Origin of the sequence: Mesorhizobium sp. M6A.T.Ce.TU.002.03.1.1, assembly GCF_003997275.1 — a bacterium.
Taxonomy (GTDB): domain Bacteria; phylum Pseudomonadota; class Alphaproteobacteria; order Rhizobiales; family Rhizobiaceae; genus Mesorhizobium; species Mesorhizobium mediterraneum.
The window spans coordinates 70,393-96,621 of sequence record NZ_RZTI01000005.1 but is presented as its reverse complement, the minus strand read 5'-3'; the positions used below and the strand labels follow the sequence as shown (position 1 = coordinate 96,621).

Genomic DNA, 26,229 nt, shown 5'->3' with positions numbered 1-26,229 from the left:
TCTGTGTTCAGAGAGACACCGTCATGAATACCATGCTTTCCGTGGAAGCCCGGGAGACCGCGCTTGCCGTAACTTTCTCGTCAGGCGAAACAGTCTGCTATCCTTGGCTCTGGCTAAAGGACAATGCGCCATCGGCGTTTCACCCGCAGACCGAAGAGCGGATATTCGACCTGACCAGGGTGGAGCCCTCACTCAGACCGATCAGCGTGCAAGACAGAGGCGGCACTGTGAGCATTGTCTGGTTGAACGACCAGGCTGAGGAGGAATTCCCGGGCCAGTTCTTTGAATCCTATCGTCCGGGCAGAAAGAGAAACGATCCGGCTGACATCGCTCCAAAACTCTGGGACGGCTCGATCGATCTTGAAACCATACCGCGTCACTCCGCCGGAGACATCTTGCAAAGCGATGCCGATCTGCTCGCCTGGCTGAAGGCAACGGCTGCATACGGGCTCTCCATCGTCGATGGGCTTGACGATGATCCCGACGCCGGGCGGCGCGCGGCCGAGCGGATAGGGTTCCTGCGCCAGACAAATTTCGGCACCATGTTCGAGGTCGTGTCGATGCCGAAACCGAACAACCTGGCCTATACGCCGGTCGCCCTGCCGTTACACACCGATCTTGCGAACCAGGAGGTGCCGCCCGGCTATCAATTCCTTCATTGTATCGCGAACGAAGCTGAAGGCGGTGGATCGGTCTTTGCCGATGGGTTTGCGATCGTGGCCGCGTTACAGGCGGAAGATCCTGAAGCCTACCGTCTCTTGTGCGAGGTCGAGATACCCTATCGTTTTCACGACGAAAACTACGATCTGCGCGGTAGGTTTCCTGTGATCGTAACGCGACGCGATGGAGAAGTGACAGAGTTACGGTTCAACGCCCATCTTGTCGATGTCATCGACCTTCCCTCCGACATTTGCGCGCCCTTTTACGCGGCCTATCGCAAGCTGATGATGATGATCCGCGGCTCGCGTTTCCAAATAGCCTACCGCCTCAAGGCCGGCGAAATGGCGGTGTTCGACAATCGCCGGGTGCTGCACGGCCGCCAATCGTTCAATCCGAACACGGGGCGGCGACATTTGCGCGGATGTTATGTCGATCGTGGGGAGTTTCAGAGTCGTATTCGCGTCCTCTCGCGATAGCGGACGACGACCGCGTCGTCGTCGGGCTGCTGACCGAAGGCCATCTGATGCGGCGCTATGCCGAGGAGCTCGACAAGGCGAGGCGGGACCTGTCGGGCGAGGGCTAGGCTTACCGAGCAGCTCGGCCGGCATGTCACGTCGTGAACAACAAGGGAGCACGACGATGGTCGCGGCGGTCAATCTGGAACTCTGGCGGACGTTCCTCCGGTGGGTTGTTTCCAAAGCCGGCTACAATCAGGGCACTTACACGGTTTGCGTCATTCAAACAGACGAGGACAGTGGCCGAGCCTGTCCCTAGCGTGGACTCGGCCCCTGCGCTCAGAGTGGGTAAACGGGCCATGACAGCAGATTCTAGAGCGGTCATCTCACGCGTCGACCGCGTCAGGGGAGATAGGATGAACCCGTATCCGGGAGGCGAGGATCAAGACCCCATGATGGCGCTACACGAGGGGGAGGTTCAGTCATGAGAATCAAAAGTCTGATGAAGCGCGCCGAGAAGGTGGACAGAGCATTCAAGGAGCTTGAAGCCGATTTGGCGGACGCGTTCGATGAGTGCCTCAACCTAGACGACCAGTCGCCGTTGGAGGCCGTCCCGGATGAGAATCTCGCGGCAAAGAATGACAACTCTCAGCCCGAGGACGACGCTGGCACCGCTCGACGCCTGACCTCCCACACACAAACCCGACTGGCTGCGTTAAATGCCGTCGATGGGCTCTTTGACGATGCGCGGGAGTATCTGGAGGAGATCAATACGAAACTGTCGGAGATCGCGACCTCGCATCATCTGACAGGCGAATTCCTGAAGCTGCTTCACGGGGACATTCTTCGCGCCAACGAACTGGAACTGGCAAATGTCGGCCTGACCACCCAGCAAAGAGTGCTGTCGGAGCAACTCCACGATGCCACCAGAAAGCAGCGCGAGCGTGAAAGCGCTGTCGAGGCCCTGCAGCAGCGCGAGACAGGCCTGATCGAGGACAAGGAGGCACTTCGCCGTGCGCTGGCTGCAGCAAGGCTGGAACTCGTCGTGGCAGGCAATGCGAGCGCAGAGCGCGAAGCCGAGTTCGGTGACCTCGTCACAACGCTTTCGGCCAGAACGGCCGAGGCCAACAGATGCTCGCGCGAGAACGAGATACTGCGGGAAAAACATGTCAGCCTGTCGATCGACCTCGACAAGGCGCTGAAACGGGAAGTTGAGGCGCGGCACAGGCTGGATGAACTCTCGACGATTCATGCCAATGAGACGGCGCGACTTTCGGAAGTGCTGGCTGCGCTTGGCAAGAGCGAGAAAGAGGAAATGCGGCTGCAGAAATCGCTCGATGTCGCGCAAGCGAAGCTGTCGGAAATGACGGAAGCGGCCCGTATCATGGAAGGTGACAGGGAAGCCGAGCGAGCGCGTGGTTTCACGGAGATCGGCGGCCTGCGTTCCGAAATTCGGAACCTCCAATCGCGATTGGAGGTTGCCTTGAACGAGAACAGTGAAGCCGCCAGCGAGATCGCCAAGCTCAAGGCTCAATGGAGCGACGCTGTGGCCGAAAAGCAAATCGCGGAGGAAAGGTTGTCTGCTCTCAGAAAGGAGAACGAAAACGACAAGATGAACCTTTCGACCGTGAACGCGAATTTTTCGCAGCTTTCCCTGCAGCAGGCATCCGAGCAGATACAGTTCGATGTCCAGAGGCAGGAATGCGAGGACCTGCGAGCCGAAGTCGCGTTGCTCGATGCTCGGGTCAAGGAACTGTTGCCCTATGAGCGTCTCCACAAGGTCACAAACGCCAGACCGCGTGAGGACGGCGTGGTCGAGATCACCGGTGTCGTGGCGGAGAAGGCCCGCGCTACAAGCAGGCGGCGTGTCCGTACGAGCCTGCGCGCTGCATCCTAACGCGCAGGGTGGGCTGCCGCTTAGTGCTCGATCGGGCCTTTCGGCATGACGATCGCCGTGCCGGCGGTTGTCGGACGCTCGATCATGCGGCGGACGCGCGGCGGCTCGTCGCCGCTGTGTAGCGCGCGCACGCGCTCGCCGATAACGGCGTCGGCATGGGTGGCCCGCTTATTGTGGCGGATGTATTCGAGCCATGTCGGCGTGTGATAGTGCTCGATCCATATTGCGGGATTTTCGAGATCGCGCGCCAGCGTCCAGTTGCGGGCGCCGTCACGGCGTCGGATGCGGCCGCGTTCGGCCATGGTGGCTAGGAATTCCGGCACGTCCTCCTCGCGGATGATGTACTCGATCATGATAGCGATGGGGCCGCTGCGCAGCTTGAGGTCGAGCGCAAGATGCGGCTCCTTGAAACGGTTGGTCGGATCGAGATTGAGCACCGCCTGCTGCGGCAAGGGCAGCAAGAGGCCGATCGCGCCGCCCGCCAGCATCGCGACAGCAGCCGCGATCAGCGCGAATTCGGCGCCATGCGCATCGGCGACGACACCCCAAATCCAGCTGCCGAGCGCGATGCCGCCGAAGGTCGCCGTCTGATAGACCGACAGCACCCGGCCGACCACCCAGCGCGGCGTAGACATCTGCACCGTGACGTTGAAATGCGACAGCGCGATCACCCAGCAGGCGCCGCCGATGAGCAGCCCGAGCGACGTCTGCCAGGCGTGGTCGCTGACGGCGGCATTGAAGGCGCAGAGCGCGAAGCCGGCGAATGCCATGCGCACCATCGTCTCGCTGGACAGGATCTGCCTCAGCCGGACGCTGATCAGCGCGCCGCCGACCGCGCCGATGCCGAACGCGCCGAGCATGATGCCGTAGGTCAAGGCATCGCCCTTGACGACGTCGCGCGCCACCAGCGGTAGCAACGCCAGAACCGCGCCGGCGCTGAAGCCGAAAGCCGCACCCCTGACCAGCACCTTGCCGATATTGGGCGACATGGCGACGTAGCGCAGGCCGGCGCCCATCGCCGCGCCCAGCGTCTCGCGCGGCAGTGTAGAGGCCGGCAGGTCCGGCTTCCAGCGGGCGAGCACTATGATAAGGCCGACATAGCTCAATGCATTGGCGGCAAAGGCGGCGGCGGCACCTGCGGCGGCAACGATGATGCCGCCGATCGCCGGGCCGACGCTGCGCGTCAGGTTGAAGCCTAACGAGTTGAGCGCGACGGCCGCAGGCAGCTTGGCGCGTGGCACCATATCACCGACCGACGCCTGCCATGACGGGTTGTTGAGCGCCGTGCCGCTGTCGATCAGGAAGGTGAAGGCGAGCAGCGTCCACGGCGTTATCAGGCCAAGATAGGTGAACACGGTCAGCAGAACCGAGACGACCAGCATGAAGGTCTGGGCAATCAGCATGACCTTGCGCCGGTTGAAGCTGTCGGCGATCGCACCGGCAACGAGCGCAAACAGCATGATCGGCAAGGTGGTCGACGCCTGGACCAGCGCGACCTGATAGGACGAGGTGGCGATCGTCGTCATCATCCAGGCGGCGCCGACGCCCTGGATCAAACCACCGAAATTCGAAACCAGACTGGCGGACCATACGGCGCGGAAAATGCCGTGCCGGAACGGCGCCAGCGCCGAGACGCGTTCGCTGTTCGGCTCGTCGTCGATCATGGATGCTTCCCCGACTTCAATGCTGTCTTCTTCCGGTGAATCGGTCCCTCATACCGTCCCTTCAAAGTAGAGCATCACTTTGCAAAGGGCGAACGCCTTTTCGAAGAAGATCATGGTCCAACAACAGGATAGCGGACGCCGGAACAGGTCAGCGGGCGTCCTTGCAGGCGGCGTCGAGCGCTTCGGTGAGGTGGCCGACTTTGTGCCCGATGCCTACTAAATTGCCACGAATGTCGTTGCCCAAAACCGCTGCGCTCTCTCTGATCAAACGCCCGAGGGCAGACTCTGGTCGACATGCGTTACCGATCCTCGAATCCGGTCAGCACGCCGACGGCGTTGATGCCGATTTCCTCGACGGCATAGCCGCCTTCCATAACGAACAGCGTCGGCAGGCCGAGCCTGGCGATGCGGCGGCCAATCTTGGGATAGTCGCCGCTTTTCAGCTTGAACTTGCTGATCGGGTCCTTCTCGAACGTGTCGACGCCAAGCGAAACGACGACGACATCGGGAGCGTACGCCGCAAGTTTCGCGCAGGCGTCTTCCAGCGAAGCATTCCAAGCGTCCCATGAGGTGCCGAACGGCATCGGATAATTGAGATTGAAGCCTTCGCCGGGGCCGGCACCGCGCTCGTCGGCATGGCCAAGGAAGAACGGATATTCGGTCATCGGGTCGCCATGCAGGTTCAGCACCTGCACGTCGTCGCGGCTGTAGAAGATCTCCTGCGTGCCGTTGCCATGATGGTAGTCGACATCGAGAATCGAGACGCGCTTGGCGCCCTGGTCGCGGAACCATTGCGCGGCAACGGCGGCGTTGTTGATGTAGCAATAGCCGCCCATGAAAGCAGCGCCGGCATGATGGCCGGGCGGACGGCAGAGCGCGAAGGCGGACGTCTCGCCGCCCTTGACCAGGGCGGCCGCGGTCAGCGCCACGTCATAGGACGACTTGATCGCCTCCCAGGTGCCTTCGACGAAGGTGGCGCCGCCGTCGAAGGAGTAAAATCCAAGCAGCGCATCGATCGTTCTGGGGCGCACATCGCCGCGCAGGCCGCGCGTCGGCCAGGTGAAGGGGATGGCCGAGCCCGTCCGGCCGGACGCTTCCCAGAGCGGCCACACGGTCGGCAGGAAATCGATGTAGTCGCTGGTGTGCACCTTCCTGGCGGCAGCGAGATCGTGGGTGTCGGGTGGCAGGATCGGGCCGAGCTTTTCGCTCTCCACCCTCGCCTGGATGAACTCAGCGCGCGAGGGCTTCTCGAAGGCCGGCACGATGGCGCCCGAAATGAGTTCGAAGTTGCCGGCATGACCGACGTGGAGAGGGGAGAAAACAGTCTTCATCTTGCGGGCCCGGCTCGCTCTTCGAGTTGCGTATCTGTCATTGACGGACTGCTTTGTGGCAGAGAGTTTCAGCGCCGCCAAGAGGCGTTCCAGATCGTTGTTGCAAGTAGCAGCGGACGGCTTGCCAGACGCCAATACTCTGCTAGCCTAAGCTCAAACGGGAGAAAATTATGCCGCCATCGGCCGATCTGATCGTCGAGAATGCCAGCATATTGACGATGGATCCCGATAACCCCCGTGCCGAAGCCATAGCCATCAAGGGCGGCGAAATCATTGCGATCGCAGATCGCGCGACCGTGCTGGAGCACAAAGGCCCCGGCACGCGCGTCATCGATGCCGGCCGCGGCTCCGTCGTCCCCGGCTTCATCGAAGCGCATATGCATCTTTTCGGCGGCGCGGCCGAGCTCGATCATCTCCAGCTGATGGGCGTCCACGGTTTCGAGGCGCTTTCCGACGCTGTGCGCCATTATGCCGCAATGCGACCGGACCTGCCCATCCTGCAGGCGCAAGGCGCCGACTACACCATCCTGTCGGCGGCCGAACGGGTCAGCCGCCGTCATCTCGACCGCATCCTGCCGGACCGGCCCTTCGTCATGGCGGCGCCCGATCACCACACAATGTGGGCCAACACCAAAGCGCTGGAACTGGCCGGCCTGCTTAGAGGCAAGCAGCTTGGCCCGGGCAATGAGATCGTCATGGGCGACGACGGGCTGGCCAGCGGCGAATTGCGCGAGGGCGAGGCTTTTGGGCCGCTGATCGCGCTGGCCGGCGAGGATCGCGTGCGGCTCGGCCTAGCCACCGGCGGCGAGCCGGACCCGAGGCCGACGCCGGCGGAGCAGGCCTCCGACCGGGCGATCATGCGCCGCGGGCTGGAATGGTGTGCCAGGCATGGCATCACCTCGATCCAAAACATGGACGGCAATTTGCATCAGCTCGAACTCTTGTCCGAGATCGAGGCCGAAGGCGGCTTGCTGTGCCGCGTGCAGGTGCCGTTCCACTACAAGAACTTCATGACGCTCGACATGCTCGACAAGGCGTCGGCGATGGCCGAGCGCTACAAGGGTGAATGGTTGTCGTCGGGCATGGTCAAAGTGTTCTATGACGGCGTGCTCGATTCATGGACGGCGGTGATGGTCGAGCCCTATGCAGACCGTCCGGATTGGCTGGGCGAGCCGCTGTTCACGCCGCAGCAATTCATCGACCTTGCCGTGGCCGTCGACAGGCGCGGGCTGCAGATTGCGGTGCACTCGATCGGCGACGGCGCCGTGCGCGCCGTGCTCGACGGCTACGAGGCGGCACAGAAACAAAACGGCAAGCGCGACAGTCGGCATCGGGTCGAGCACATCGAGGTGATCACCGCCGCCGACGTGCCGCGCTTCGCAAAGCTTGGCGTCATTGCCTCGATGCAGCCGCCGCATCCGCCGGGCAGCATGGGCTTGCCGCTGGAGCCGACGGTGTCGCGCATCGGGCCCGCCCGCTGGCCGCTGAGCTATGCGTGGCGGACGCTGAAGAACGCCGGCGCGCGTGTCGTCTTCGCCTCGGATTGGCCGGTGTCGCCGATCGATCCGATCCTGGGCATTCAGGCGGCAGTGCTGCGCAAACCATGGGCAGACGATGATCCCGATCAGAGCTTCTCGCTGCATGAATCACTCGGTGGCTACACGGTGGAAGGCGCCTATGCCGAGTTCATGGAGCATCGCAAAGGCCGTCTGAAGCTAGGCTTCATGGCCGATCTCGTGGTGCTCTCTGCCGATATCGAGGCGACCGCGCCGGAAGCGCTGCATATGGTGCGGCCAGTGACGACGATCTGCGGCGGCAAGATCACTTACCAGGCATGACGATGGCACGGGAATTGCGTTCTGAATCGACATTCAGATGCATGCTTGCCAAGCCACACGCCGTGTGCTGACAATCGAGTGGGAACTGGATCCGCCCTGAAGAGCGGACGCAAGAATGGGGTAATCGTGCCGGAACAACCGGGTAAAAGTGCAATTGAGGTTCGTGGCGTCCGCAAGGTATTCGGTACCGGGGAGTCACAGGTCGCCGCCCTCGACACGGTTTCGGTGTCGATCCGCGAAAATGAGTTCTTCACGCTGCTTGGTCCGTCCGGCTGCGGGAAGACGACGCTTTTAAGGCTGATTGCCGGCTTCGATTTCCCTAGCGCCGGCGAGATACTGCTGCATGGTCAGGACATCGCGCCGCTGCCGCCATTCAAGCGGCCGGTCAACACCGTGTTCCAGAACTATGCGCTGTTCCCCCATATGACGGTGGCCGAGAACATCGGCTTCGGCCTCGAAATGCTCAGCAAACCCAAAGCCGAAGTGAAGGCGCGGGTCGCCGAGATGCTGAAGCTGGTCAAGATGGAAGCGCTCAGCGGCCGCCGCACCAGCCAGATATCGGGCGGCCAGCAGCAGCGCGTGGCGCTGGCCCGGGCGCTGGCGCCGCAGCCGAAGGTGCTGCTGCTCGACGAGCCGCTGTCGGCGCTCGACTTCAAGCTGCGCAAGGAGATGCAGATCGAGCTGAAGCGGCTGCAGCATGAGACCGGCATCACCTTCATCTTCGTCACCCACGACCAGGAAGAAGCGCTGACCATGTCGGACCGCATCGCGGTGATGTCGTCGGGCAAGATCCTGCAGGTCGGCACGCCTTGGGACATCTATGACAAGCCGGCGGAGCGCTTCGTCGCCGACTTCATCGGCGAGACCAATTTCCTGACCGCGGCCATATCAGGCATGGCCAACGGCAAGGCACAAGCAACGCTCAAATCCGGCGCGACGATCGACGCCACCGTGGCTGAGGGCTTTCAGCCGAAGGACAATGCCACCGTGGTGGTCAGGCCGGAACATGCCAAGCTGACCAGCGGCAAGGGCGACCTGTCGGGCACGGTCGAAAACATCGTCTATTTCGGCACCGACACGCACATCCATGTTCGCCTGGACAGCAGCGAGGCCTTCACTGTGCGCCAGCAGAACACGCGCAGCGCAGGCTGCGGTTTCGAGCGGGGAGACAAGGTCGGCATTTCGATCGGCAACGATGCCGCACAAGTGCTGAGGGACTGATGGCGAGCGCGGAAGAAGTCGCCAAGGAAGCCGAACGCCGAGATATCCGCGATCGCTGGCTTCTGTCAGCGCCGGCACTGATCATCATCTTTCTGGCGGCGACCGGCCCGCTACTGATCGTCGTGATCTATTCGTTCCTGACGCCGGGGCCCTATGGCGACGTGGTGTGGAAATTCTCCACCGACGGCTGGCTGTCGGTGGTGATGCAGCGCGACATCTTCGACGACACGCTGGCCTTCGCCGACGCGCATCTGTCGATCTTCTGGCGTTCGGCCAAGCTGTCGTTCATGACAACGATCTTCACGCTGCTCTTTGGCTTCCCGACCGCCTATTTCATCGCCACCCGGCCCGCGCGGCAGCGCGAGATCTGGCTGTTCCTGATCACCATCCCGTTCTGGACCAATCTGCTGATCCGCACCTTCGCCATCCAGGAGGTGATCCGCAACGAGGGCATCGTCAACACGGTGCTCATCAAGCTCGGCATCATCAGCCAGCCGATCCAGATGATGTTCACCGATTTCGCGCTGATGGTCGGCATGACCTATGTCTATCTGCCGCTGATGGTGCTGCCGCTCTATGCCAGCATGGAAAAGATCGACTTCCGGCTGGTCGAGGCGGGTTACGACCTCTACGCCAACCGCTTCCAGGTGCTGAGGCGGGTCATCATCCCGCTGGTCAAGCCTGGCATCATCGCCGGCTCGATCCTCGTTTTCATCCCGGCGCTGGGCGCCTATGTCACCCCGCGCGTGCTCGGCGGTTCGAAGAATATGATGCTCGGCAATCTGATCGAGCTGCAGTTCGGGCAAGGCCGTAACTGGCCGCTCGGCTCGGCGCTGTCGATCTCGTTGATGGCGATCGTGATGGTCGCGCTGCTCTTCTATGTCCGCTCCGCCGGGCGTCAGGGCGGCACGCATGGGTAGCCGCTTCGACATCCGCCGGCAGACCGGCTTCACGGCCATCGCGATGGTCTGCTTCTTCGCGCTTTACCTGCCGATCATCACGGTTGTCGTCTATGCCTTCAACGCCGGCAGTTCGATCGCGATCTGGGAAGGCGTGTCGCTGCGCTGGTTCTACCAGGCCTGGAACAACAACCAGGTTGTCGACGCCTCGATCCGGTCGCTGCAGATTGCTTCAGTCGCGGCGACTATTGCCACGATCGTCGCCACCATGGCCGCGCTTGCCACGACCCGGACGAAGCCATATCCCGGCCTCGGCTTCAAATACGCCTTCATCAACCAGCCGCTGATGGTGCCGGAAATCGTCACCGCGGTGGCGCTGCTGATCTTCTTTTCGCGCATCAAGATCTGGACCGGCTATTCGGGGCTGGGCTACCTGATGGCCGCGCATACGGCCTTTTGCATCCCCTTTGCCTATCTGCCGATCCGGGCGCGGCTTGAGAACATGGATCTGACGTTGGAGGTCGCTGCGGCCGACCTCTACGCGACACCCTGGAAGGCTTTTCGGCGCGTCACCTTTCCGCTGCTCTGGCCAGGCATCCTTGCTGGATTGATGCTGGCCTTCGTCATCTCGCTGGATGATGTCGTCATCACGGAGTTCGTCAAGTCCGGCGGCCAGGACACGTTGCCGACTTACATGCTCGGCCAGTTCCGGCGCGTTATCACGCCGGAAATAAACGCGATTTCGACGGTGTTCCTGCTGATCTCGATATTGATCGTCACCGTCTTCTTTTTCATCAGCAGGAAAAAGGATCAGGAATGATATCAGCTGTAACAGGAGAAAAACGATGAAGTGGAAACTGGCTGCGACGGCGCTCGGCGCCGCGCTCCTCGCCTCGGCGGGTATTGCCCGCGCCGATGGCGAGCTCAACATCTACAACTGGGGCAATTACACCAGCCCCGACCTCATCAAGAAATTTGAGGAAAAATACAAGGTCAAGGTGACAGTCACCGACTACGATTCCAACGACACCGCGCTCGCCAAAATCCGCCAGGGCGGCAGCGGCTTCGACATCGTGGTGCCCTCTGCGAGCTTCGTGCCGATCTGGATCGAGGAAGGGCTGCTGTTGGAGACAGAGCCTAGCAAGATGGAGAACTTCAAGAACATGGACCCGAAATGGGTCGATGTTCCCTTCGATCCAGGCCGCAAATACACCGTGCCGTGGCAATGGGGAACGACCGGCGTGACGGTCAACACCTCCGTCTACAAGGGTGACGTCAACACTTCGGCCATCTTCCTCGATCCGCCGCCGGAACTGGTCGGCAAGGTCAACGTCGTTCCCGAAATGGCCGATGTCATGCATCTCGCCATCAGATATGTCGGCGGCGAGCCCTGCACCGGCGACAAGGAGGTGCTGAAGAAGGTGCGAGATGCGCTGGTGGCGGCAAAGCCGAAATGGATCTCCATGGACTACGGCACGGTCGAGAAGTTCGCCAAGGGCGACTTCGCAGCTAGCGTCGACTGGAACGGCGCGTCCTTCCGCGCCCGCCTGCAGAACAAGGACATGGTCTATGGCTATCCGAAGGAGGGCTATCCGATCTGGATGGACAATCTTGCGGTGCTGAAGGACGCCAAGAACGTCGAAAACGCCAAATTGTTCCAGAACTTCATCATGGATCCCGAAAACGCGGCGCTGATCTCGTCTTTCGCGCGCTACGCCAACGGCATTGCAGGTTCGGACAAATACATGCCAGCCGACATGAAGACGGCGCCGGAGGTCAACATCCCCGCCGAGTTCGCCGACAAGGGCAAGTTCATGCTGAACTGCGCGCCCGACGTCCAGGCGCTCTACACCAGGATCTGGACCGAATTGCAGAAGTAATCGCAGTACCATGGACCCGGCAGCCATGGCTGCCGGGTCCATGAATCAAAAAAATCTTCGCCAAGGACCGACGTCCGGCTGTCGCCTGACGCACCCGGAGTTTGCCTGCAAATGCCCGATCTCGATCTCTGCTACATGCCGGCAAGCGAGGCCCTTAGGCGCTTCAAGGCGAAGACGCTCTCACCGGTCGAGCTGATGGAAGCGGTCATCGGGCGCGCCGAGGCGACGAAGGACAAGGTCAACGCTTTCACCAACACGCATTTTGACGAGGCGATGGCACTGGCCAAAAAAGCCGAGGCCAAATACGCCAAGGGCAAGAAGACGGGCCCGCTCGAGGGCCTTCCCGCCGGGATCAAGGACGAAAGCTATATCAAGGGCAAGCCGACCACCGGTGGCTCTCTGATCACCAGGAATTTCGTTGCCGACACCAGCTCGACGATGAATGAGCGCATCATTCGGGCCGGCGGCATCGTCCATGCACGCACCGCGACGCCGGAATTCTCCTGCGCAGCCTATACATGGTCCAGGCTGTGGGGTGTCACCCGCAATCCGTGGAATCCCAAGTTCACGCCCGGAGGCTCATCGGGCGGCTCGGCCGCCTCGCTCGCCTCCGGCACGTCGTCGATCGCCACCGGCTCCGATATCGGTGGCTCGATCCGCATCCCGGCATCGGCCTGCGGTGTCGTCGGCTACAAGCCGCCCTATGGCCGCAATCCGGACGACCCGCCGTTCAATCTCGACTTCTACTGCCACACCGGGCCGCTGGCGCGCACGGTGGAGGACGCCATCCTGCTGCAGAACGTCATGACCGGTCCCAGTCCTCTGGATATCGCTTCGCTCCGGCCGAAGCTGACCCTGCCGACCAGATTCAAGCCGATCAAGGGCTGGAAGATCGGCTATTCGATGGATCTGGGCGGCTTCGAGGTCGATCCGGAAGTGGTGAAGAACACGAAGAAAGCACTCGACGTGTTCCGCTCACTGGGTGCCGAGGTCGAGGAGGTCAATCTCGGCTGGGGACCGGAGGTCCTGGAGGCCGGGCTCGCCTATTTGAACCATCTGTTCGGTGCGTTCCTGTCGAAGCTGCTGCCCCACCACGCCGACGAGATGACGACCTACGCCCGCAAGTTCGCCGAGGAGGGAGCGGGTTCCAAGGCGACCGATTTTGTCGCCAGCCTGGAGGTGGCTGGCCGCATGTATACGACGCTTGGGCCGCTCCTCGAAAAATACAATGTGCTGATCTGCCCGACCACGGCGCTGCCGTCAGTGCCGGCCGACCATGACCAGTCGAAGGACGAAATCAGGATCAACGGCAAGCTGGTCAATCCCTCGCTTGGCTGGGTGATGACGACGCCGTTCAACATGATGAGCCGCTGTCCGGTGCTGTCGGTTCCATCCGGCCACGCGAAAAACGGCGTGCCGACCGGCATCCAGATCGTCGGCCGCACCTACAGCGACGAAGATGTGTTCCGCGCCGGCATGGCCTATGAAAAAGCAGTTGGTGGCTGGTACGGAGAAAAGGCGCGCCGGCCGAAACTATGAAGGACGGCGCGACTGCACTGAAAGCAAAAACCGTCGGGACACCGCGGGACGACATTTCCCGGAGCATGCAATGACATCTTACCGCAACAGCGAACCGGTGCTTCCGATCATGCGGGGCTCGCCGCCCAAGATGGTGCCGCCAAAGCTCGACTGGGACAGGGGACCGTGGAACCGGTGGGCGTTCCAGCACGTCCGCGAAATTCTGCCGACCGTCGAAGTCTGGCGCGGCAATGGCCATCGCCGCCGGCTCGAGCGGGCCGAGGTCGATCTCGATGCGCTGCCGGTGAGCGACAGCACGGGTCAGCCTACGACGTTGGCCGGGCTGCTGGATGAGACCTATACGGACGGCTTCCTCGTGCTCAAGGGCGGTGAGATCGCCTATGAGCGCTATTTCAACGGCATGACCGACCGCACGCTGCATTTGTCGCAGTCGATGGCGAAGTCCGTCACCGCTTCGGTGTTCGGCATACTGGTCGGGCGCGGCCTGATCGACCCGGCCTTGCCGGTGACGACCTATCTGCCGGAGCTCGATGCGACCGGCTGGGCCGGCGCCAGCGTGCAGCATGTGCTGGATATGACGACAGGCGTGCGTTTTTCCGAGGAATATACCGACCGCTATTCCGATATCGGCCAGGTCGATGTCGCCTCCGGCTGGAAACCGGTGCCGCCGGGCAGCGATTCGGCCTTCGAGTGGCCGTCGCATATGTTCGAATTGATCCTGCGGCTTAAGGAGACAAGCCGGCCGCATGGCGCTGCCTTCGAATACCGTTCGATCGAGACCGACGTGCTCGCCTTCATCATGGAGCGGGTGACCGGCCAGCGGCTGGCGCAACTGGTTTCGGACGAACTCTGGCAAAAGCTCGGGGCGGATGAAAGCGCCTGCTTCACCGTCGACAGCGCCGGCTATGCCATCGCCGATGGCGGCTTCAACGCCACGCTGCGCGACTATGGCCGTTTCGCCCAGCTGATCCTCGACAATGGCGGCGGTGTGGTGCCGGCCGACTGGATCGAGGCGACGCGCAGCGGCAGGCATGGACCGGACTTCAATCCCAGCCTGCCGGAAGGCGGCTACCGCAACCAGTTCTGGATCGAGGATCCGCGCTCACGCGCGCTGATGTGCCGGGGCGTGTTCGGGCAGCTGATCCATGTCGACTGGAACACGAGAATGGTCGTGGTGAAGCTTTCGAGCTATCCGGATTTCACTGATATCGCTTATTCGGTGGCGACGATGAAAGCCGTGCACGCGATCGCCGCCGCGCTGGCCTAAGTTCCAAAAAATCGGAAGAAAACGCCATGGCCGGCGAGACTGCGTTCGAGACCGGATTCGGCTTTGCCCGAATAGTCTGACCCGATCCAGGCAACCCGCGCTATCGCAGCTTTCCTGTGGACCTGTCAGGGTGATCGAAACCGCCGCGGTTGGCGGAGCGACGCTCTGCGCCTATGGTCGCCGCTCTTTTCGACAGGACAGCAGGAACGATATGGCATCCGACATCAAGCGCATCGCAGCAATCATAGCAGCCGAGATCACTGCCCGGCCCGAACAGGCTGCGGCGGCGATCGGACTGCTGGACGAAGGCGCGACAGTGCCGTTCGTAGCGCGCTACCGCAAGGAGGTCACCGGCGGTCTGGACGACACGCAATTGCGCCTGCTTGCCGAGCGGCTCGCCTATTTGCGCGAGCTCGATGCGCGCCGCGACACAATCCTCAGTTCGATCCGCGAGCAGGGCAAGCTGACCGAGGAGCTCGAAACCAAGATCGCTGCAGCCGCCACCAAGGCGGAACTCGAAGACATCTATCTGCCTTATAAGCCGAAGCGCCGGACCAAGGCGGAGATCGCGCGGGAGCGTGGCTTGGGACCGCTGGCCGAGGCCATCCTTGCCGACCGCGCGGCGGTGCCCGCCGAACTGGCGCTGGCATACATCAGCGAAGAGGTGGCCGATACCAAGGCGGCACTCGACGGCGCGCGCGACATCCTGTCCGAACAGTTCGCCGAAAATGCCGACCTGGTCGGCAGACTGCGGGCCTACATGAAGGAACGGGCTTTCATGCGGTCACGCGTCGTCGACGGCAAGCAGGAGGCCGGCGCGAAATTCTCCGACTATTTCGACCATGTCGAGCGCTGGGCCAATGTGCCGAGCCATCGCGCGCTGGCGATGCTGCGCGGCCGCAACGAAGAGGTGCTGTCGCTCGACATCGAAGTCGATGCCGACGACGCGTCGCCGGTGAAGCCGATCGAACGGATGATTGCCGATGCCTACGCCATCGGCCGCCAGCTGCCGGGCGACCGCTGGCTGATGGAGGTTGCTGGCTGGACCTGGCGCATAAAGCTGTCGCTGCATCTGACGCTCGATTTGATGCGCGATCTGCGCGAGCGGGCCGAGGAGGAAGCGATCCACGTCTTCGCCCGCAATCTGAAGGATTTGCTGCTCGCAGCACCGGCCGGCTCGCGCGCCACGATGGGCCTCGATCCCGGCATCCGCACCGGGGTCAAGGTGGCGGTGGTGGACGGCACCGGCAAGCTGCTGGCGACGACGACGGTCTATCCGTTTCCACCACGGAACGATGTGCGCGGCACGCAGGCCGAATTGGCGAAGCTCATCCGCTTGCACAAGGTCGAAGTGATTTCGATCGGCAACGGAACCGGCAGCCGCGAGACGGAACGGCTGGTCGCCGACATGCTGTCCGACATGCCGGCTGATTCCGGGCCGAAGCCGCTCAAGGTGATCGTCAGCGAGGCGGGCGCCTCGGTCTATTCCGCCTCGGCGACGGCGGCCGCGGAATTTCCCGGCCTCGACGTGTCGCTGCGCGGCGCCGTGTCGATTGCGCGGCGGCTGCAGGATCCGCTCGCCGAACTGGTCAAGATCGAGCCAAAGTCGATCGGCGTCGGCCAATACCAGCATGACGTCGATCAATACCGGCTCGGCCGTTCGCTGGAAGCGGTGGTCGAGGACGCGGTCAATGCCGTCGGCGTCGACCTCAACACCGCCTCGGCGCCGCTTCTGGCGCGGGTTTCGGGACTTGGCACATCGCTGGCCGAGGCGATCATCGCTCACCGTGATGCGGCCGGCCCCTTCGCCAGCCGTCGTGACCTGTTGAAGGTCTCCCGCCTCGGACCTCGCGCGTTCGAGCAATGCGCCGGCTTCCTGCGAATTCCCAACGGCACCGAACCGCTCGATGCCTCGGCCGTGCATCCGGAAGCCTATGGCGTGGCGAAAAAGATCGTCGCCGCCTGTGGGCGCGACCTCCGCTCGCTGATGGGCGACAGTGCCGCCCTCAAGGCGCTTGATCCGCGGGTTTTCGTCGATGAACGCTTCGGCCTGCCGACGGTCCGCGATATACTGGCAGAACTGGAAAAACCCGGCCGCGATCCGCGACCAGGTTTCAAGACCGCGACCTTCGCCGACGGCGTCGACGACATCAAGGATTTGAAGCCTGGAATGCTGCTGGAAGGAACCGTCACCAATGTCGCGGCGTTCGGCGCTTTCATCGATATCGGTGTGCACCAGGACGGGTTGGTGCACGTCTCGCAACTGGCCGACCGTTTCGTCAAGGACGCGCATGAGGTGGTAAAAGCCGGCGACGTGGTCAAGGTGCGTGTTGTCGACATCGACATCAAGCGTAAGCGCATCGGCCTGTCGATGCGAAAGGATGGCGACGGTGGTACACCGAAGCCGCGCGACAATGGCAACAGACCGGTGTCGCGCGCGCCGGCGCCGCAGCGTCAGCCAGAGCGGCCGGCGCAACAGGGCGCATTCGGTGCCGCATTGGCCGATGCGCTGAAGCGGAAGTAGCTACTTCTCCGGCGGTACATGGTCCAGCAGCCAGTCGCGAAAACTGGCGACCGGCGGATGGCCGCGTTTGTCATGCGGCACGACGAGGTAATAGGCGCTGCGGCTTTGCATCGGCCGGCCCGGCGCCGGCACCAACTGGCCGCGCTGCAACTCGCCTGAGATGAGGACCTGCGGCAGCAGCGCGACGCCAAGCCCGGCCATGCAGGCCTGGGCGGCGGTGCCGAACTGCTCGAACTGCATGCCCGGTCCAGTCGGCGCGCTCAAACCCTGATGCTCGAACCACTCGGTCCATGCGCCGGGCCGCGTCGCCATATGCAGCAGCGGCAGACGGCCGATGTCGGCGGGTGTGGCAATGGCGCGGCCGGCCAGAAATTCGGGCGAGACCACTGGCATCACCGTCTCGCGCACCAGCAGCGTCGAGTCGGCATCCGGCCAGTCGGGCAGGCCGAAATGGATGGCGGCGTCGAGCCTCTCGCGGGCGAAGTCGAAGCGGCCGATGCGGGTGACGAAGTTGATGGTGATATCGGGGTTGTTTTCGACGAAATCCGGGATGAGCGGCATCAACCAGCGTGTACCGAAAGTCGGCAGGATGGCGAGGTTCAAGATGCCACTATGCCGATTGCTCATCAATCCAAGGGCCGCGTCGCGCAATTGACCCAAGGCGGCGCGTACCGCTTCGGCATAAATCTCGCCTGCTGTCGACAGCCGGACATTGCGGCTGTCGCGTTCGAACAGCCGACGGCCGAACTGGTCCTCCAGCAGCTTGATCTGCCGACTGATGGCGCCCTGGGTCAGATCGAGCTCCTGCGCGGCGGCGGTGAAGCTGCCCAGGCGGGCCACCGCCTCGAAGGCGGCAAGGGCGCTGATAGCAGGCAAAAGGCGACGCTGGACGTTCATCATCCATTACTAACGCTCATTGATCGCTGAAGCAATTTCGTTTGATTTTTTCGAGTTGGAGGCAGATAAGCCGGCATTCCCGTACTTTGGAGACCGAGGCCATGGCAGCCGACAAGAACGCGTTCGTCTGGGATGATCCTTTCCTGATCGAAAACCAGCTTTCGGAAGACGAGCGGATGGTGCGTGATGGCGCGGCGGCATTCGCCGCCGACAAACTCGCCCCCAGGATCGAGGAAGCCTATCTCGAGGAAAAGACCGACGCCGGCATCTTTCGCGAGATGGGCGAGGCGGGTCTGCTCGGCATCACCATCCCCGAGGAATATGGCGGGCTCGGCGCCAACTATGTCACCTATGGGCTGGTGGCGCGGGAAGTCGAGCGCATCGACTCGGGCTATCGCTCGATGATGAGCGTGCAGTCGTCGCTGGTGATGTATCCGATCCATGCCTATGGCTCGGAGGCGCAACGCAAGAAGTACCTGCCGAAGCTCGCGTCAGGCGAATGGATCGGCTGCTTCGGCCTGACCGAGCCGGATGCCGGTTCCGACCCTGGCGGCATGAAGACGCGCGCCGAGAAGACGGCGAACGGTTACAAGATCTTCGGCTCGAAAATGTGGATTTCCAACGCGCCGATCGCCGACGTCTTTGTCGTTTGGGCGAAATCGGCTGCGCATGACAACGAGATTCGCGGCTTCGTGCTGGAGAAGGGCATGAAGGGGCTGTCGGCGCCGAAGATCGGCGGCAAGCTGTCGCTGCGAGCCTCGATCACCGGCGAAGTGGTGATGGAAGGCGTCGAGGTCGGCGAAGACGCGCTGCTGCCCAATGTGTCGGGCCTGAAGGGGCCATTCGGCTGTCTCAACCGGGCGCGCTACGGCATCTCCTGGGGCGCGATGGGTGCAGCGGAAGATTGCTGGCACCGGGCCCGCCAATACGGCCTCGACCGCAAGCAGTTCGGCAAGCCGCTGGCCGGGACGCAGCTTTTCCAGAAAAAACTCGCCGACATGCAGACCGAGATCGCTCTGGGGCTGCAGGGCAGCTTGCGGGTCGGGCGGTTGATGGACGAAGGCAAGATGGCGCCGGAGATGATCTCGATCGTCAAGCGCAACAATTGCGGCAAGGCGCTCGACATTGCCCGCCAGGCCCGCGACATGCATGGCGGCAACGGCATCCAGATCGGTTACCACGTCATGCGCCACGCGCAGAACCTTGAAACGGTCAACACCTATGAGGGCACGCATGACGTGCATGCGCTGATCCTCGGGCGGGCGCAGACCGGATTGCAGGCGTTTTTCTGAGCCGGCAACTGTCGCTTAAATTAGGTGCACCGCAACATCTGCTTGGAGAATGCCCGCCTGATGTGTCAGGGTTCGGCGAATTCGTTTGAAACGCCGACTTTCGGGGCACCATGGCAATTCTGGCAGCCGTCTACCACCTGACCCATTACAAATATGACCGGCCGGTCGTCCTTGGCCCTCAGGTCATCAGGCTGCAGCCGGCGCCGCATTCCCGCACCAAGGTGCTCAGTCATTCGCTGAAGGTCGAGCCCGCAAACCATTTCGTCAATCTGCAGCAAGACCCCTACGGCAATTTCCTCGCCCGCTTCGTGTTTCCTGAGCCGGTGACGGAGCTGAAGATCGAGGTCGACCTCGTCGCCGACATGACGGTCTATAATCCGTTCGATTTCTTCGTCGAGCCGTCGGCCGAAATCTTTCCGTTCGAATACCCAGAAGAGATCCGCGACGATCTCGCCATCTACCGGACGCCGGAGCCGGCTGGACCGCTGCTGTCGGCGTTCCTGCAGACCATCGTGCGACACCCAACCAACACCGTCAATTTCGTCGTCGACCTCAATGCGCGGCTGCAGCGCGAGATCGCCTATATCGTGCGCATGGAAACCGGTGTCTTCTCACCCGAGGAAACGCTGGCCGCCGCCAAGGGATCCTGCCGCGATACGAGCTGGCTGCTGGTGCAGATCCTAAGAAACCTCGGCCTCGCCGCGCGCTTCGTTTCCGGCTACCTGATCCAGCTGAAGCCCGACCTCGTCGCGCTTGACGGGCCGCCCGGCACTGCCGTTGATTTCACCGATCTCCATGCCTGGTGCGAGGTCTATCTGCCGGGGGCCGGCTGGATCGGCTTCGACCCGACCTCCGGCCTGCTGACCGGCGAAAGCCATGTGCCGCTGGCCGCAACCCCGCATTTCCGCAACGCTGCGCCCATTTCCGGCATGGCGAGCTTCGCCAATGTCGAATTCGGCTTTGACATGCGGGTCGACCGCATCGCCGAGCACCCGCGCATAACCAAGCCATTCTCCGACGAAAGCTGGCAGGCGCTCGATGCGCTGGGCGTCCAGGTCGATGCCGCGCTCGAAGCCGGGGACGTGCGGCTGACCATGGGTGGCGAGCCGACCTTCGTGTCGATCGACGATTTCGAGGCGGAGGAGTGGAACACCGCTGCCGTCGGCCCGACAAAACGTGAAAAGGCCGATGCCCTAATCCGCCGGCTTCGCGAACGGTTCGCGCCCGGCGGCTTCCTGCACTACGGGCAGGGCAAGTGGTATCCGGGCGAAAGCCTGCCGCGCTGGACCTTCTCGCTCTACTGGCGCGCCGACGGCGAGCCGGTGTGGAGCGATCCGTCGCTGATCGCACGGGAAAACAGCGAAGCAGATGTCGGACCGAAGCAGGCTGAAAGCCTGCTGACGACGATTGCCGATGAACTCGGCATCGACAAGACCATGGTCAGCGAAGCCTATGAGGACCCGGCTGAGTGGCTGCTCAAGGAAGGCAAGCTGCCCGACAATGTCGACCCGTCCAATTCGAAGCTGGAAGACCCGGAAGAGCGCAGCCGCATGGCAAAAGTGTTCGAACGCGGCCTGACCAAGCCGTCGGGCTACGTGCTGCCGGTCCAGCGCTGGAACAGCCAGGCGTCGGGGCCGCGTTGGCGTTCGGAGAAATGGAAGACACGGCGCGGCAAGCTGTTCCTGGTGCCGGGCGATTCGCCGGTCGGCTACCGCCTTCCGCTCGGCACGCTGCCCCATGTGCCGCCGGCGCAGTTCCCCTACATCGTGCCGGTTGATCCTTCGCTGCCGCGCGGACCATTGCCGGCGCGCCAGGCTATTTTACCTGAAGCCGCTCCTTTGCCGGACGCTGCCCCGGCCGAATTGGAAGGCGCCGACGAAATGGCGCGCCGCCAGCAGGCGGCGTCCTTCACCGCCGCGACCGGCCAGCAGGGCCGTGTCGAACAAGAAATCACCGAGATCGGTGGCGCGGTGCGCACCGCGCTATCGGTCGAGCCGCGCGACGGACGGCTTTGTGTGTTCATGCCGCCGGTCGAGGCGTTGGAAGATTATCTCGAACTGGTCGCGGCGGCCGAGAACGCGGCAAAGGCTATCGGGCTGCCGGTGCATATCGAGGGCTACGGCCCGCCGCACGATCCGCGCCTCAACGTCATCCGGGTGGCTCCGGATCCCGGTGTCATCGAGGTGAACATCCATCCGGCTGCGAACTGGCAGGACTGCGTGGCGACGACCACAGCGATCTACGAGGAGGCGCGGCAGACACGGCTTGGCGCCGACAAGTTCATGATCGACGGGCGCCACACCGGCACAGGCGGCGGCAACCATGTCGTCGTCGGCGGCGCGACGCCCAACGACAGCCCGTTCCTGCGCCGTCCGGATCTGCTGAAAAGCCTTGTCCTGCAATGGCAGCGCCGCCCGTCGCTGTCCTATCTGTTTTCGGGCCTGTTCATCGGCCCGACCAGCCAGGCGCCGCGCTTCGACGAGGCGCGCCACGATTCGCTCTACGAGCTCGAGATCGCGATGGCGCAGGTGCCGCATCCAGACAAGGGCAATGCGCCATTGCCGTGGTTGGTCGACCGGCTGTTCCGAAATCTTCTGACCGATGTGACGGGGAACACCCACCGTTCGGAAATTTGCATCGACAAGCTGTTTTCGCCCGACGGCCCGACCGGCCGGCTGGGGCTGGTCGAATTCCGCGGCTTCGAGATGCCGCCCAATGCGCGCATGAGCCTCGCGCAGCAATTGCTGGTGCGCGCCATCATCGCCCGCGCCTGGAAAAACCCGCTCGACGGCCGCTTCGTGCGCTGGGGCACGTCGCTGCATGACCGTTTCATGCTGCCGCACTATGTCTGGGCTGACTTTCTAGACGTGCTGGACGACCTCAAGCTGAACGGCTTTGAATTCCGCCCCGAATGGTTTGACGCGCAGCTCGAATTCCGCTTTCCGTTCTGCGGCGAGGTCCAGTATGCCGGTGTCAAGCTGGAGCTGCGGCAAGCGCTGGAGCCGTGGCATGTCATGGGCGAGCAGGGCGCCATCGGCGGGACCGTGCGCTTTGTCGATTCTTCGGTCGAGCGGCTGCAGGTGAAGACGGAAGGGCTCAACCCGGAGCGTCATGCCGTCGTCTGCAACGGCCGTATCGTGCCAATGAAGGTGACCGACACCAGAGAGATCGCGGTGGCGGGCGTCCGCTTCAAGGCATGGCAGCCGGCATCGGGCCTGCATCCAGCGCTGCCAGTCAACACGCCGCTGGTCTTCGACATCTACGATCGGTGGTCGGGCCGGGCGGTCGGCGGCTGCGTCTACCATGTCGCGCATCCCGGCGGGCGCAGCTACGACACCTTCCCGGTCAACGGCAACGAAGCGGAGGCGCGGCGGCTCGCCCGCTTCGAGCCGCGCGGCCATACGCCGTCCGGCTACGTGCTGCGCGACGAACAAGCCTCTGAGGATTTCCCGATGACCCTTGACCTGCGGCGGCCTGCAAGACTCTGATCAGCCATGGCAAAGGGGAATCACAGGAAAATACGCGGCAGACCGCATAACCTGCTGGAGCACTACCAGCCGATCGACGGCGTCGTCGACGAGATGGTCGACGCATCAGGCAATCCTCGTCCGGTCTGGAAGGACTTCATCGAGGCACTGGAAGAGCTGGGGCCTGAAAAGCTCGCCCAGCGCTTCGCTCGCGCCGACCAGTATCTGCGCGACGCCGGTGTCTATTACCGCGTCTACGACAAGGCCGGCGCCAATGAGCGCGAATGGCCGTTGGCGCATGTGCCCCTGCTGATCGAGGAGCAGGAATGGGCTGCGATCAGTGCCGGCCTGGTTCAACGGGCGGAGCTGTTCGAGGAAACGATCGCCGACATCTATGGGCCGAACCGGCTGGTCGAGAAAGGCATTTTGCCGGCGGGGCTGATCGCCGCCAGCCCGGAATATTTGCGGCCGGTCGTCGGCACCAGGCCGGCCCGCGGCCATTTCCTGCACTTCTGCGCCTTCGAGCTCGGCCGTGGACCGGACGGCCGCTGGTGGGTGCTCGGCGACCGCACGCAGGCGCCGTCGGGTGCCGGCTTTGCGCTGGAAAACCGCGTCGCCACCACGCGCGCGCTGTCCGACATCTATGGCGAGATGCATGTGCACCGTCTTGCCGGCTTCTTCCGCCGCTTTCGCGACGCGCTGAACGGCATGGCCAAGGTATCAGGCGGCCGTGTCGCCATCCTGACGCCGGGGCCGCTCAACGAAACCTATTACGAACATGCCTATATCGCCCGCTATCTCGGCATCATGCTGCTCGAAGGCGAGGATCTGACCGTCTCCGGCGGCCGGCTCATGGTACGCACCGTTTCGGGACTGATGCCGGTAAGCGTGCTGTGGCGACGGCTTGACGCCGCCTTCGCCGATCCGCTGGAGTTGCGGCCGGAGTCGCAGATCGGCACGCCAGGGCTGGTCGAGGCGATCCGCCGGGGAGCCGTTTCTGCCGTCAACGCGCTCGGCTCCGGGCTGATGGAAACGCGGGCGATGTCCGCCTTCTTGCCGAAGATTTCGCGCGAATTGCGCCACGAGGAGCTTCTGCTGCCGAGCGTCGCGACATGGTGGTGTGGCCGGGACACGGACCGTGACCATGTGCTGGCTAACCTCGACCACATGGTGATCGGTCCGGCGCTGTCGACGCGGCTTGCCTTCGAGGATGACGATTGCACCAGGCTGGGCTCGGCGCTGGTTGCCGGGGAGCGGGCCGAACTGATAGCCCAGATCGAACGGGGCGGCGGCGACTTCGTCGGACAGGAAGCGGTGACGCTTTCGACCACGCCGGTCTATGTCGGCGGCTGGCTGGAGCCGCGGCCAGCAGCCCTGCGCGTCTATCTGGCGCGAACGCCGGAAGGCTGGACGGTGATGCCCGGCGGTTTTGCCCGTGTCGGCTTTTCGCTCGACCCGACGGCAATCGCCATGCAGCGCGGTGGCCAGGCGGCGGATGTGTGGGTGGTCAGCGACAGACCGGTGGAGCGCGAGACGCTGCTGCCGCAAGAGCACGACAGCTTCACCCGTACCTTGCCTGGTAGCCTGCCCAGCCGCGCGGCGGAAAACCTGACATGGCTCGGCCGCTATATCGAGCGATCGGAAGACACGGTGCGCATCCTGCGCGCCTATCACGTGCGGCTGGCCGAGGCCTCCGACCCGGATATGCCGCTGCTTGCCGATATCAGAGACTATCTCGAACCGTTCGGCATCGACGTCGCGACGGCGATCCCGCCGGGGCTGATCGGAACGCTGGACAGCGCCGTCTACAGCGCCGGACAGATTCGCGACCGCTTCTCGCCTGATGGCTGGCTGGCGCTGAAGGATCTGTCGAAGACCATTCATCAATTCGCGACAACGGTAGCGCCGGGCGATGACGCGACGCGGGCGATGACGGTCATCCTGCGCAAGCTCGCCGGGTTTTCGGGTCTGCTGCATGAGAATATGTACCGCTTCACTGGCTGGCGCTTCCTGGAGATCGGCCGGCGGTTGGAACGCGGCATCCAGATCGCCCGCACGCTCGCCCGATTGACCAGGGCTGCGGCGCCGGACGGCGCGCTCGACATGATGCTGGAGATCGGCGACAGCGTCATGACGCATCGGCGGCAGTATCCGGTGCAGTCCGGCCGGCGCACGGTGATCGATCTCCTGGTGCTCGATCCGCTCAATCCGCGCTCCATCCTGTTCCAGCTAGAGCGGCTGAAGGCCGAAATCGCGCTGTTGCCTGCTGTCGGCGAGGGGCATATGTCGCCAGCGGCGAAAGAGATCCTGCAGCTCAACACGGCGATCGCCATCAAGGAGCCCTCGGACATGACGGCGAAGGCGCTGGACGATCTCGCCAGCGAGATCGGCGGTCTCTACAACAGCCTCGCCAAAGCCTATTTCGGGTAAGCATGCTCTACGACATCAGGCTCAATCTGCGTTACGATTACGATGCGGCGGCGGGCGGTGGCCGCCATCAGGTGCGCGTGCTGCCGCCGACGATATCGGGCGTGCAGCGCGTGATCGCCGCTTCGCTGTCCTTCGCGCCGGCGCCGAGCGAACGCTCCGACTTTTCCGATTTCTTTGGCAACAATGTCACGTCGATCGCCTTTCGCGATGCCCATGATGCGCTCGACATCAGGATGAGCGCGCGCGTCGCCGTCTCGCGGCCGGAGCCTGGGCTTGATGTGTCGCCCGACATTCGCCGGCTGCGCGAGGAACTCGACGCGGTGCGGTCGCTGTCGCCCGGATCGCCGCATCATTTCCTGGCCGCCAGCGATCACGCGGGCATCGACGCTGCGATCACGGCCTACGCGCGCGGCAGTGCCGGCAGCTCGGCTGTCAGCACTGCGGTGGACCTGTGCAACCGCATTCATCGCGATTTCACCTATGATGGCGAGGCGACCACGGTGCAGACCCGGGCGAGCGATGCCTTCGACCTGAGGCGGGGCGTCTGCCAGGATTTTTCGCACATCATGATCGCCGGCCTACGCGGCCTCGGTATTCCCGCCGGTTATGTCAGCGGGTTCCTGCGCACCATTCCGCCGCGTGGCAAACCGCGGCTCGAAGGGGCCGACGCCATGCATGCCTGGGTCAAGGTGTGGTGTGGGCGCGACACCGGATGGCAGGAATTCGATCCGACCAACGGCATGCGGGCAAGCAACGACCATATCACCGTCGGCCATGGCCGCGACTATTCGGATGTAGCGCCGATCGTCGGCGTCCTGAAGACGACGGGAGGGCAGGTCGGCGAGCAAGCAGTCGACGTCATTCCGGTCGTGCTTGAAAAGGCATGACGGCAAGCGAGGCCACACTCGATCTTGAACATCGGCAGAAGGCTGCTTCTCGAACGCGGATGTGGTGAGCCTGGTATCTTT

General features: G+C 63.2%; 17 protein-coding genes. 14 read left to right on the top strand and 3 right to left on the bottom strand.

Translation table 11 applies throughout. The annotated features are described in order from the left end of the window. Nucleotides 1–23 precede the first annotated feature (23 nt). Entirely contained in the window at nt 24–1,136 is a 1,113-nt protein-coding gene (locus tag EOC93_RS03200) for a TauD/TfdA family dioxygenase (protein WP_126105151.1), read from the top strand. Between the two features lie 463 nt (nt 1,137–1,599). Next, the gene (locus tag EOC93_RS03195) at nt 1,600–3,012 is read left to right on the top strand and encodes a hypothetical protein (protein ID WP_127203824.1); all 1,413 of its coding nucleotides are present in this window, start codon (nt 1,600–1,602) and stop codon (nt 3,010–3,012) included. A 20-nt stretch (nt 3,013–3,032) separates the two neighbouring features. Here the strand turns inward: EOC93_RS03195 and EOC93_RS03190 are convergent, their stop codons facing one another. Both EOC93_RS03190 and EOC93_RS03185 read right to left on the bottom strand, forming a co-directional pair. After that, a complete protein-coding gene (locus EOC93_RS03190; RefSeq protein WP_126105153.1) occupies nt 3,033–4,676 on the bottom strand; it encodes an MFS transporter in 1,644 nt (547 codons plus the stop codon). Nucleotides 4,677–4,975: 299 nt separating this feature from the next. Further along, nucleotides 4,976–6,007 carry a histone deacetylase family protein gene (locus EOC93_RS03185; protein WP_095484099.1) on the bottom strand — a complete coding sequence of 344 codons (1,032 nt, stop codon included), beginning with the start codon at nt 6,005–6,007 and terminating at the stop codon, nt 4,976–4,978. Between the two features lie 170 nt (nt 6,008–6,177). On the opposite strand from EOC93_RS03185, the gene EOC93_RS03180 reads away from it, so the two are divergent. The 8 genes from EOC93_RS03180 to EOC93_RS03145 all read left to right on the top strand — a co-directional run bounded on the left by EOC93_RS03180 (nt 6,178) and on the right by EOC93_RS03145 (nt 17,175). Then, nucleotides 6,178–7,845, top strand: coding sequence for an amidohydrolase (locus tag EOC93_RS03180; protein ID WP_127203823.1), 1,668 nt, complete (start codon nt 6,178–6,180; stop codon nt 7,843–7,845). A 126-nt stretch (nt 7,846–7,971) separates the two neighbouring features. Next, nucleotides 7,972–9,066, top strand: coding sequence for an ABC transporter ATP-binding protein (locus tag EOC93_RS03175; protein ID WP_127203827.1), 1,095 nt, complete (start codon nt 7,972–7,974; stop codon nt 9,064–9,066). Next, on the top strand, nt 9,066–9,986 hold the full coding sequence (locus EOC93_RS03170; RefSeq protein WP_126105157.1) for an ABC transporter permease: 921 nt from the start codon (nt 9,066–9,068) through the stop codon (nt 9,984–9,986). Before EOC93_RS03175 ends, EOC93_RS03170 begins: the two co-directional genes overlap by 1 nt. Then, nucleotides 9,979–10,785 (top strand): ABC transporter permease, encoded by an 807-nt coding sequence (locus EOC93_RS03165; protein WP_127203822.1) that lies wholly within the window; start codon nt 9,979–9,981, stop codon nt 10,783–10,785. Before EOC93_RS03170 ends, EOC93_RS03165 begins: the two co-directional genes overlap by 8 nt. Before the next feature lie 25 nt (nt 10,786–10,810). Further along, complete coding sequence (locus tag EOC93_RS03160; protein WP_127203821.1) at nt 10,811–11,845, top strand: extracellular solute-binding protein; 1,035 nt, start codon at nt 10,811–10,813, stop codon at nt 11,843–11,845. Nucleotides 11,846–11,956: 111 nt separating this feature from the next. Further along, on the top strand, nt 11,957–13,384 hold the full coding sequence (locus EOC93_RS03155) for an amidase (RefSeq protein ID WP_127203820.1): 1,428 nt from the start codon (nt 11,957–11,959) through the stop codon (nt 13,382–13,384). Between the two features lie 70 nt (nt 13,385–13,454). Then, complete coding sequence (locus EOC93_RS03150; protein ID WP_127203819.1) at nt 13,455–14,651, top strand: serine hydrolase; 1,197 nt, start codon at nt 13,455–13,457, stop codon at nt 14,649–14,651. A 211-nt stretch (nt 14,652–14,862) separates the two neighbouring features. Beyond that, the gene (locus EOC93_RS03145; protein ID WP_127203818.1) at nt 14,863–17,175 is read left to right on the top strand and encodes a Tex family protein; all 2,313 of its coding nucleotides are present in this window, start codon (nt 14,863–14,865) and stop codon (nt 17,173–17,175) included. Here EOC93_RS03145 and EOC93_RS03140 read toward each other — a convergent pair whose 3' ends face one another. Next, nucleotides 17,176–18,072 (bottom strand): LysR family transcriptional regulator, encoded by an 897-nt coding sequence (locus tag EOC93_RS03140; RefSeq protein ID WP_127203826.1) that lies wholly within the window; start codon nt 18,070–18,072, stop codon nt 17,176–17,178. It abuts the gene before it with no gap. Between the two features lie 101 nt (nt 18,073–18,173). On the opposite strand from EOC93_RS03140, the gene EOC93_RS03135 reads away from it, so the two are divergent. From EOC93_RS03135 to EOC93_RS03120, 4 genes are all read left to right on the top strand, one after another. After that, entirely contained in the window at nt 18,174–19,364 is a 1,191-nt protein-coding gene (locus EOC93_RS03135; protein ID WP_127203817.1) for an acyl-CoA dehydrogenase, read from the top strand. A 110-nt stretch (nt 19,365–19,474) separates the two neighbouring features. Beyond that, nucleotides 19,475–22,852, top strand: coding sequence for a transglutaminase family protein (locus EOC93_RS03130; protein WP_126105164.1), 3,378 nt, complete (start codon nt 19,475–19,477; stop codon nt 22,850–22,852). Nucleotides 22,853–22,858: 6 nt separating this feature from the next. Then, nucleotides 22,859–25,261, top strand: a complete 2,403-nt coding sequence (locus tag EOC93_RS03125) for a circularly permuted type 2 ATP-grasp protein (RefSeq protein ID WP_127203816.1) — start codon at nt 22,859–22,861, stop codon at nt 25,259–25,261. Nucleotides 25,262–25,263: 2 nt separating this feature from the next. After that, a complete protein-coding gene (locus tag EOC93_RS03120; protein WP_126105166.1) occupies nt 25,264–26,148 on the top strand; it encodes a transglutaminase family protein in 885 nt (294 codons plus the stop codon). Nucleotides 26,149–26,229: the final 81 nt, after the last annotated feature.

Bases quoted from the DNA above. Each gene is read 5' to 3' on its own strand.
- EOC93_RS03200 (WP_126105151.1), top strand. From the start codon at position 24: ATGAATACCATGCTTTCCGTGGAAGCCCGGGAGACCGCGCTTGCCGTA.
- EOC93_RS03195 (WP_127203824.1), top strand. From the start codon at position 1,600: ATGAGAATCAAAAGTCTGATGAAGCGCGCCGAGAAGGTGGACAGAGCA.
- EOC93_RS03190 (WP_126105153.1), bottom strand. From the start codon at position 4,676: ATGATCGACGACGAGCCGAACAGCGAACGCGTCTCGGCGCTGGCGCCG.
- EOC93_RS03185 (WP_095484099.1), bottom strand. From the start codon at position 6,007: ATGAAGACTGTTTTCTCCCCTCTCCACGTCGGTCATGCCGGCAACTTC.
- EOC93_RS03180 (WP_127203823.1), top strand. From the start codon at position 6,178: ATGCCGCCATCGGCCGATCTGATCGTCGAGAATGCCAGCATATTGACG.
- EOC93_RS03170 (WP_126105157.1), top strand. From the start codon at position 9,066: ATGGCGAGCGCGGAAGAAGTCGCCAAGGAAGCCGAACGCCGAGATATC.
- EOC93_RS03165 (WP_127203822.1), top strand. From the start codon at position 9,979: ATGGGTAGCCGCTTCGACATCCGCCGGCAGACCGGCTTCACGGCCATC.
- EOC93_RS03160 (WP_127203821.1), top strand. From the start codon at position 10,811: ATGAAGTGGAAACTGGCTGCGACGGCGCTCGGCGCCGCGCTCCTCGCC.
- EOC93_RS03155 (WP_127203820.1), top strand. From the start codon at position 11,957: ATGCCCGATCTCGATCTCTGCTACATGCCGGCAAGCGAGGCCCTTAGG.
- EOC93_RS03150 (WP_127203819.1), top strand. From the start codon at position 13,455: ATGACATCTTACCGCAACAGCGAACCGGTGCTTCCGATCATGCGGGGC.
- EOC93_RS03145 (WP_127203818.1), top strand. From the start codon at position 14,863: ATGGCATCCGACATCAAGCGCATCGCAGCAATCATAGCAGCCGAGATC.
- EOC93_RS03140 (WP_127203826.1), bottom strand. From the start codon at position 18,072: ATGAACGTCCAGCGTCGCCTTTTGCCTGCTATCAGCGCCCTTGCCGCC.
- EOC93_RS03135 (WP_127203817.1), top strand. From the start codon at position 18,174: ATGGCAGCCGACAAGAACGCGTTCGTCTGGGATGATCCTTTCCTGATC.
- EOC93_RS03130 (WP_126105164.1), top strand. From the start codon at position 19,475: ATGGCAATTCTGGCAGCCGTCTACCACCTGACCCATTACAAATATGAC.
- EOC93_RS03125 (WP_127203816.1), top strand. From the start codon at position 22,859: ATGGCAAAGGGGAATCACAGGAAAATACGCGGCAGACCGCATAACCTG.
- EOC93_RS03120 (WP_126105166.1), top strand. From the start codon at position 25,264: ATGCTCTACGACATCAGGCTCAATCTGCGTTACGATTACGATGCGGCG.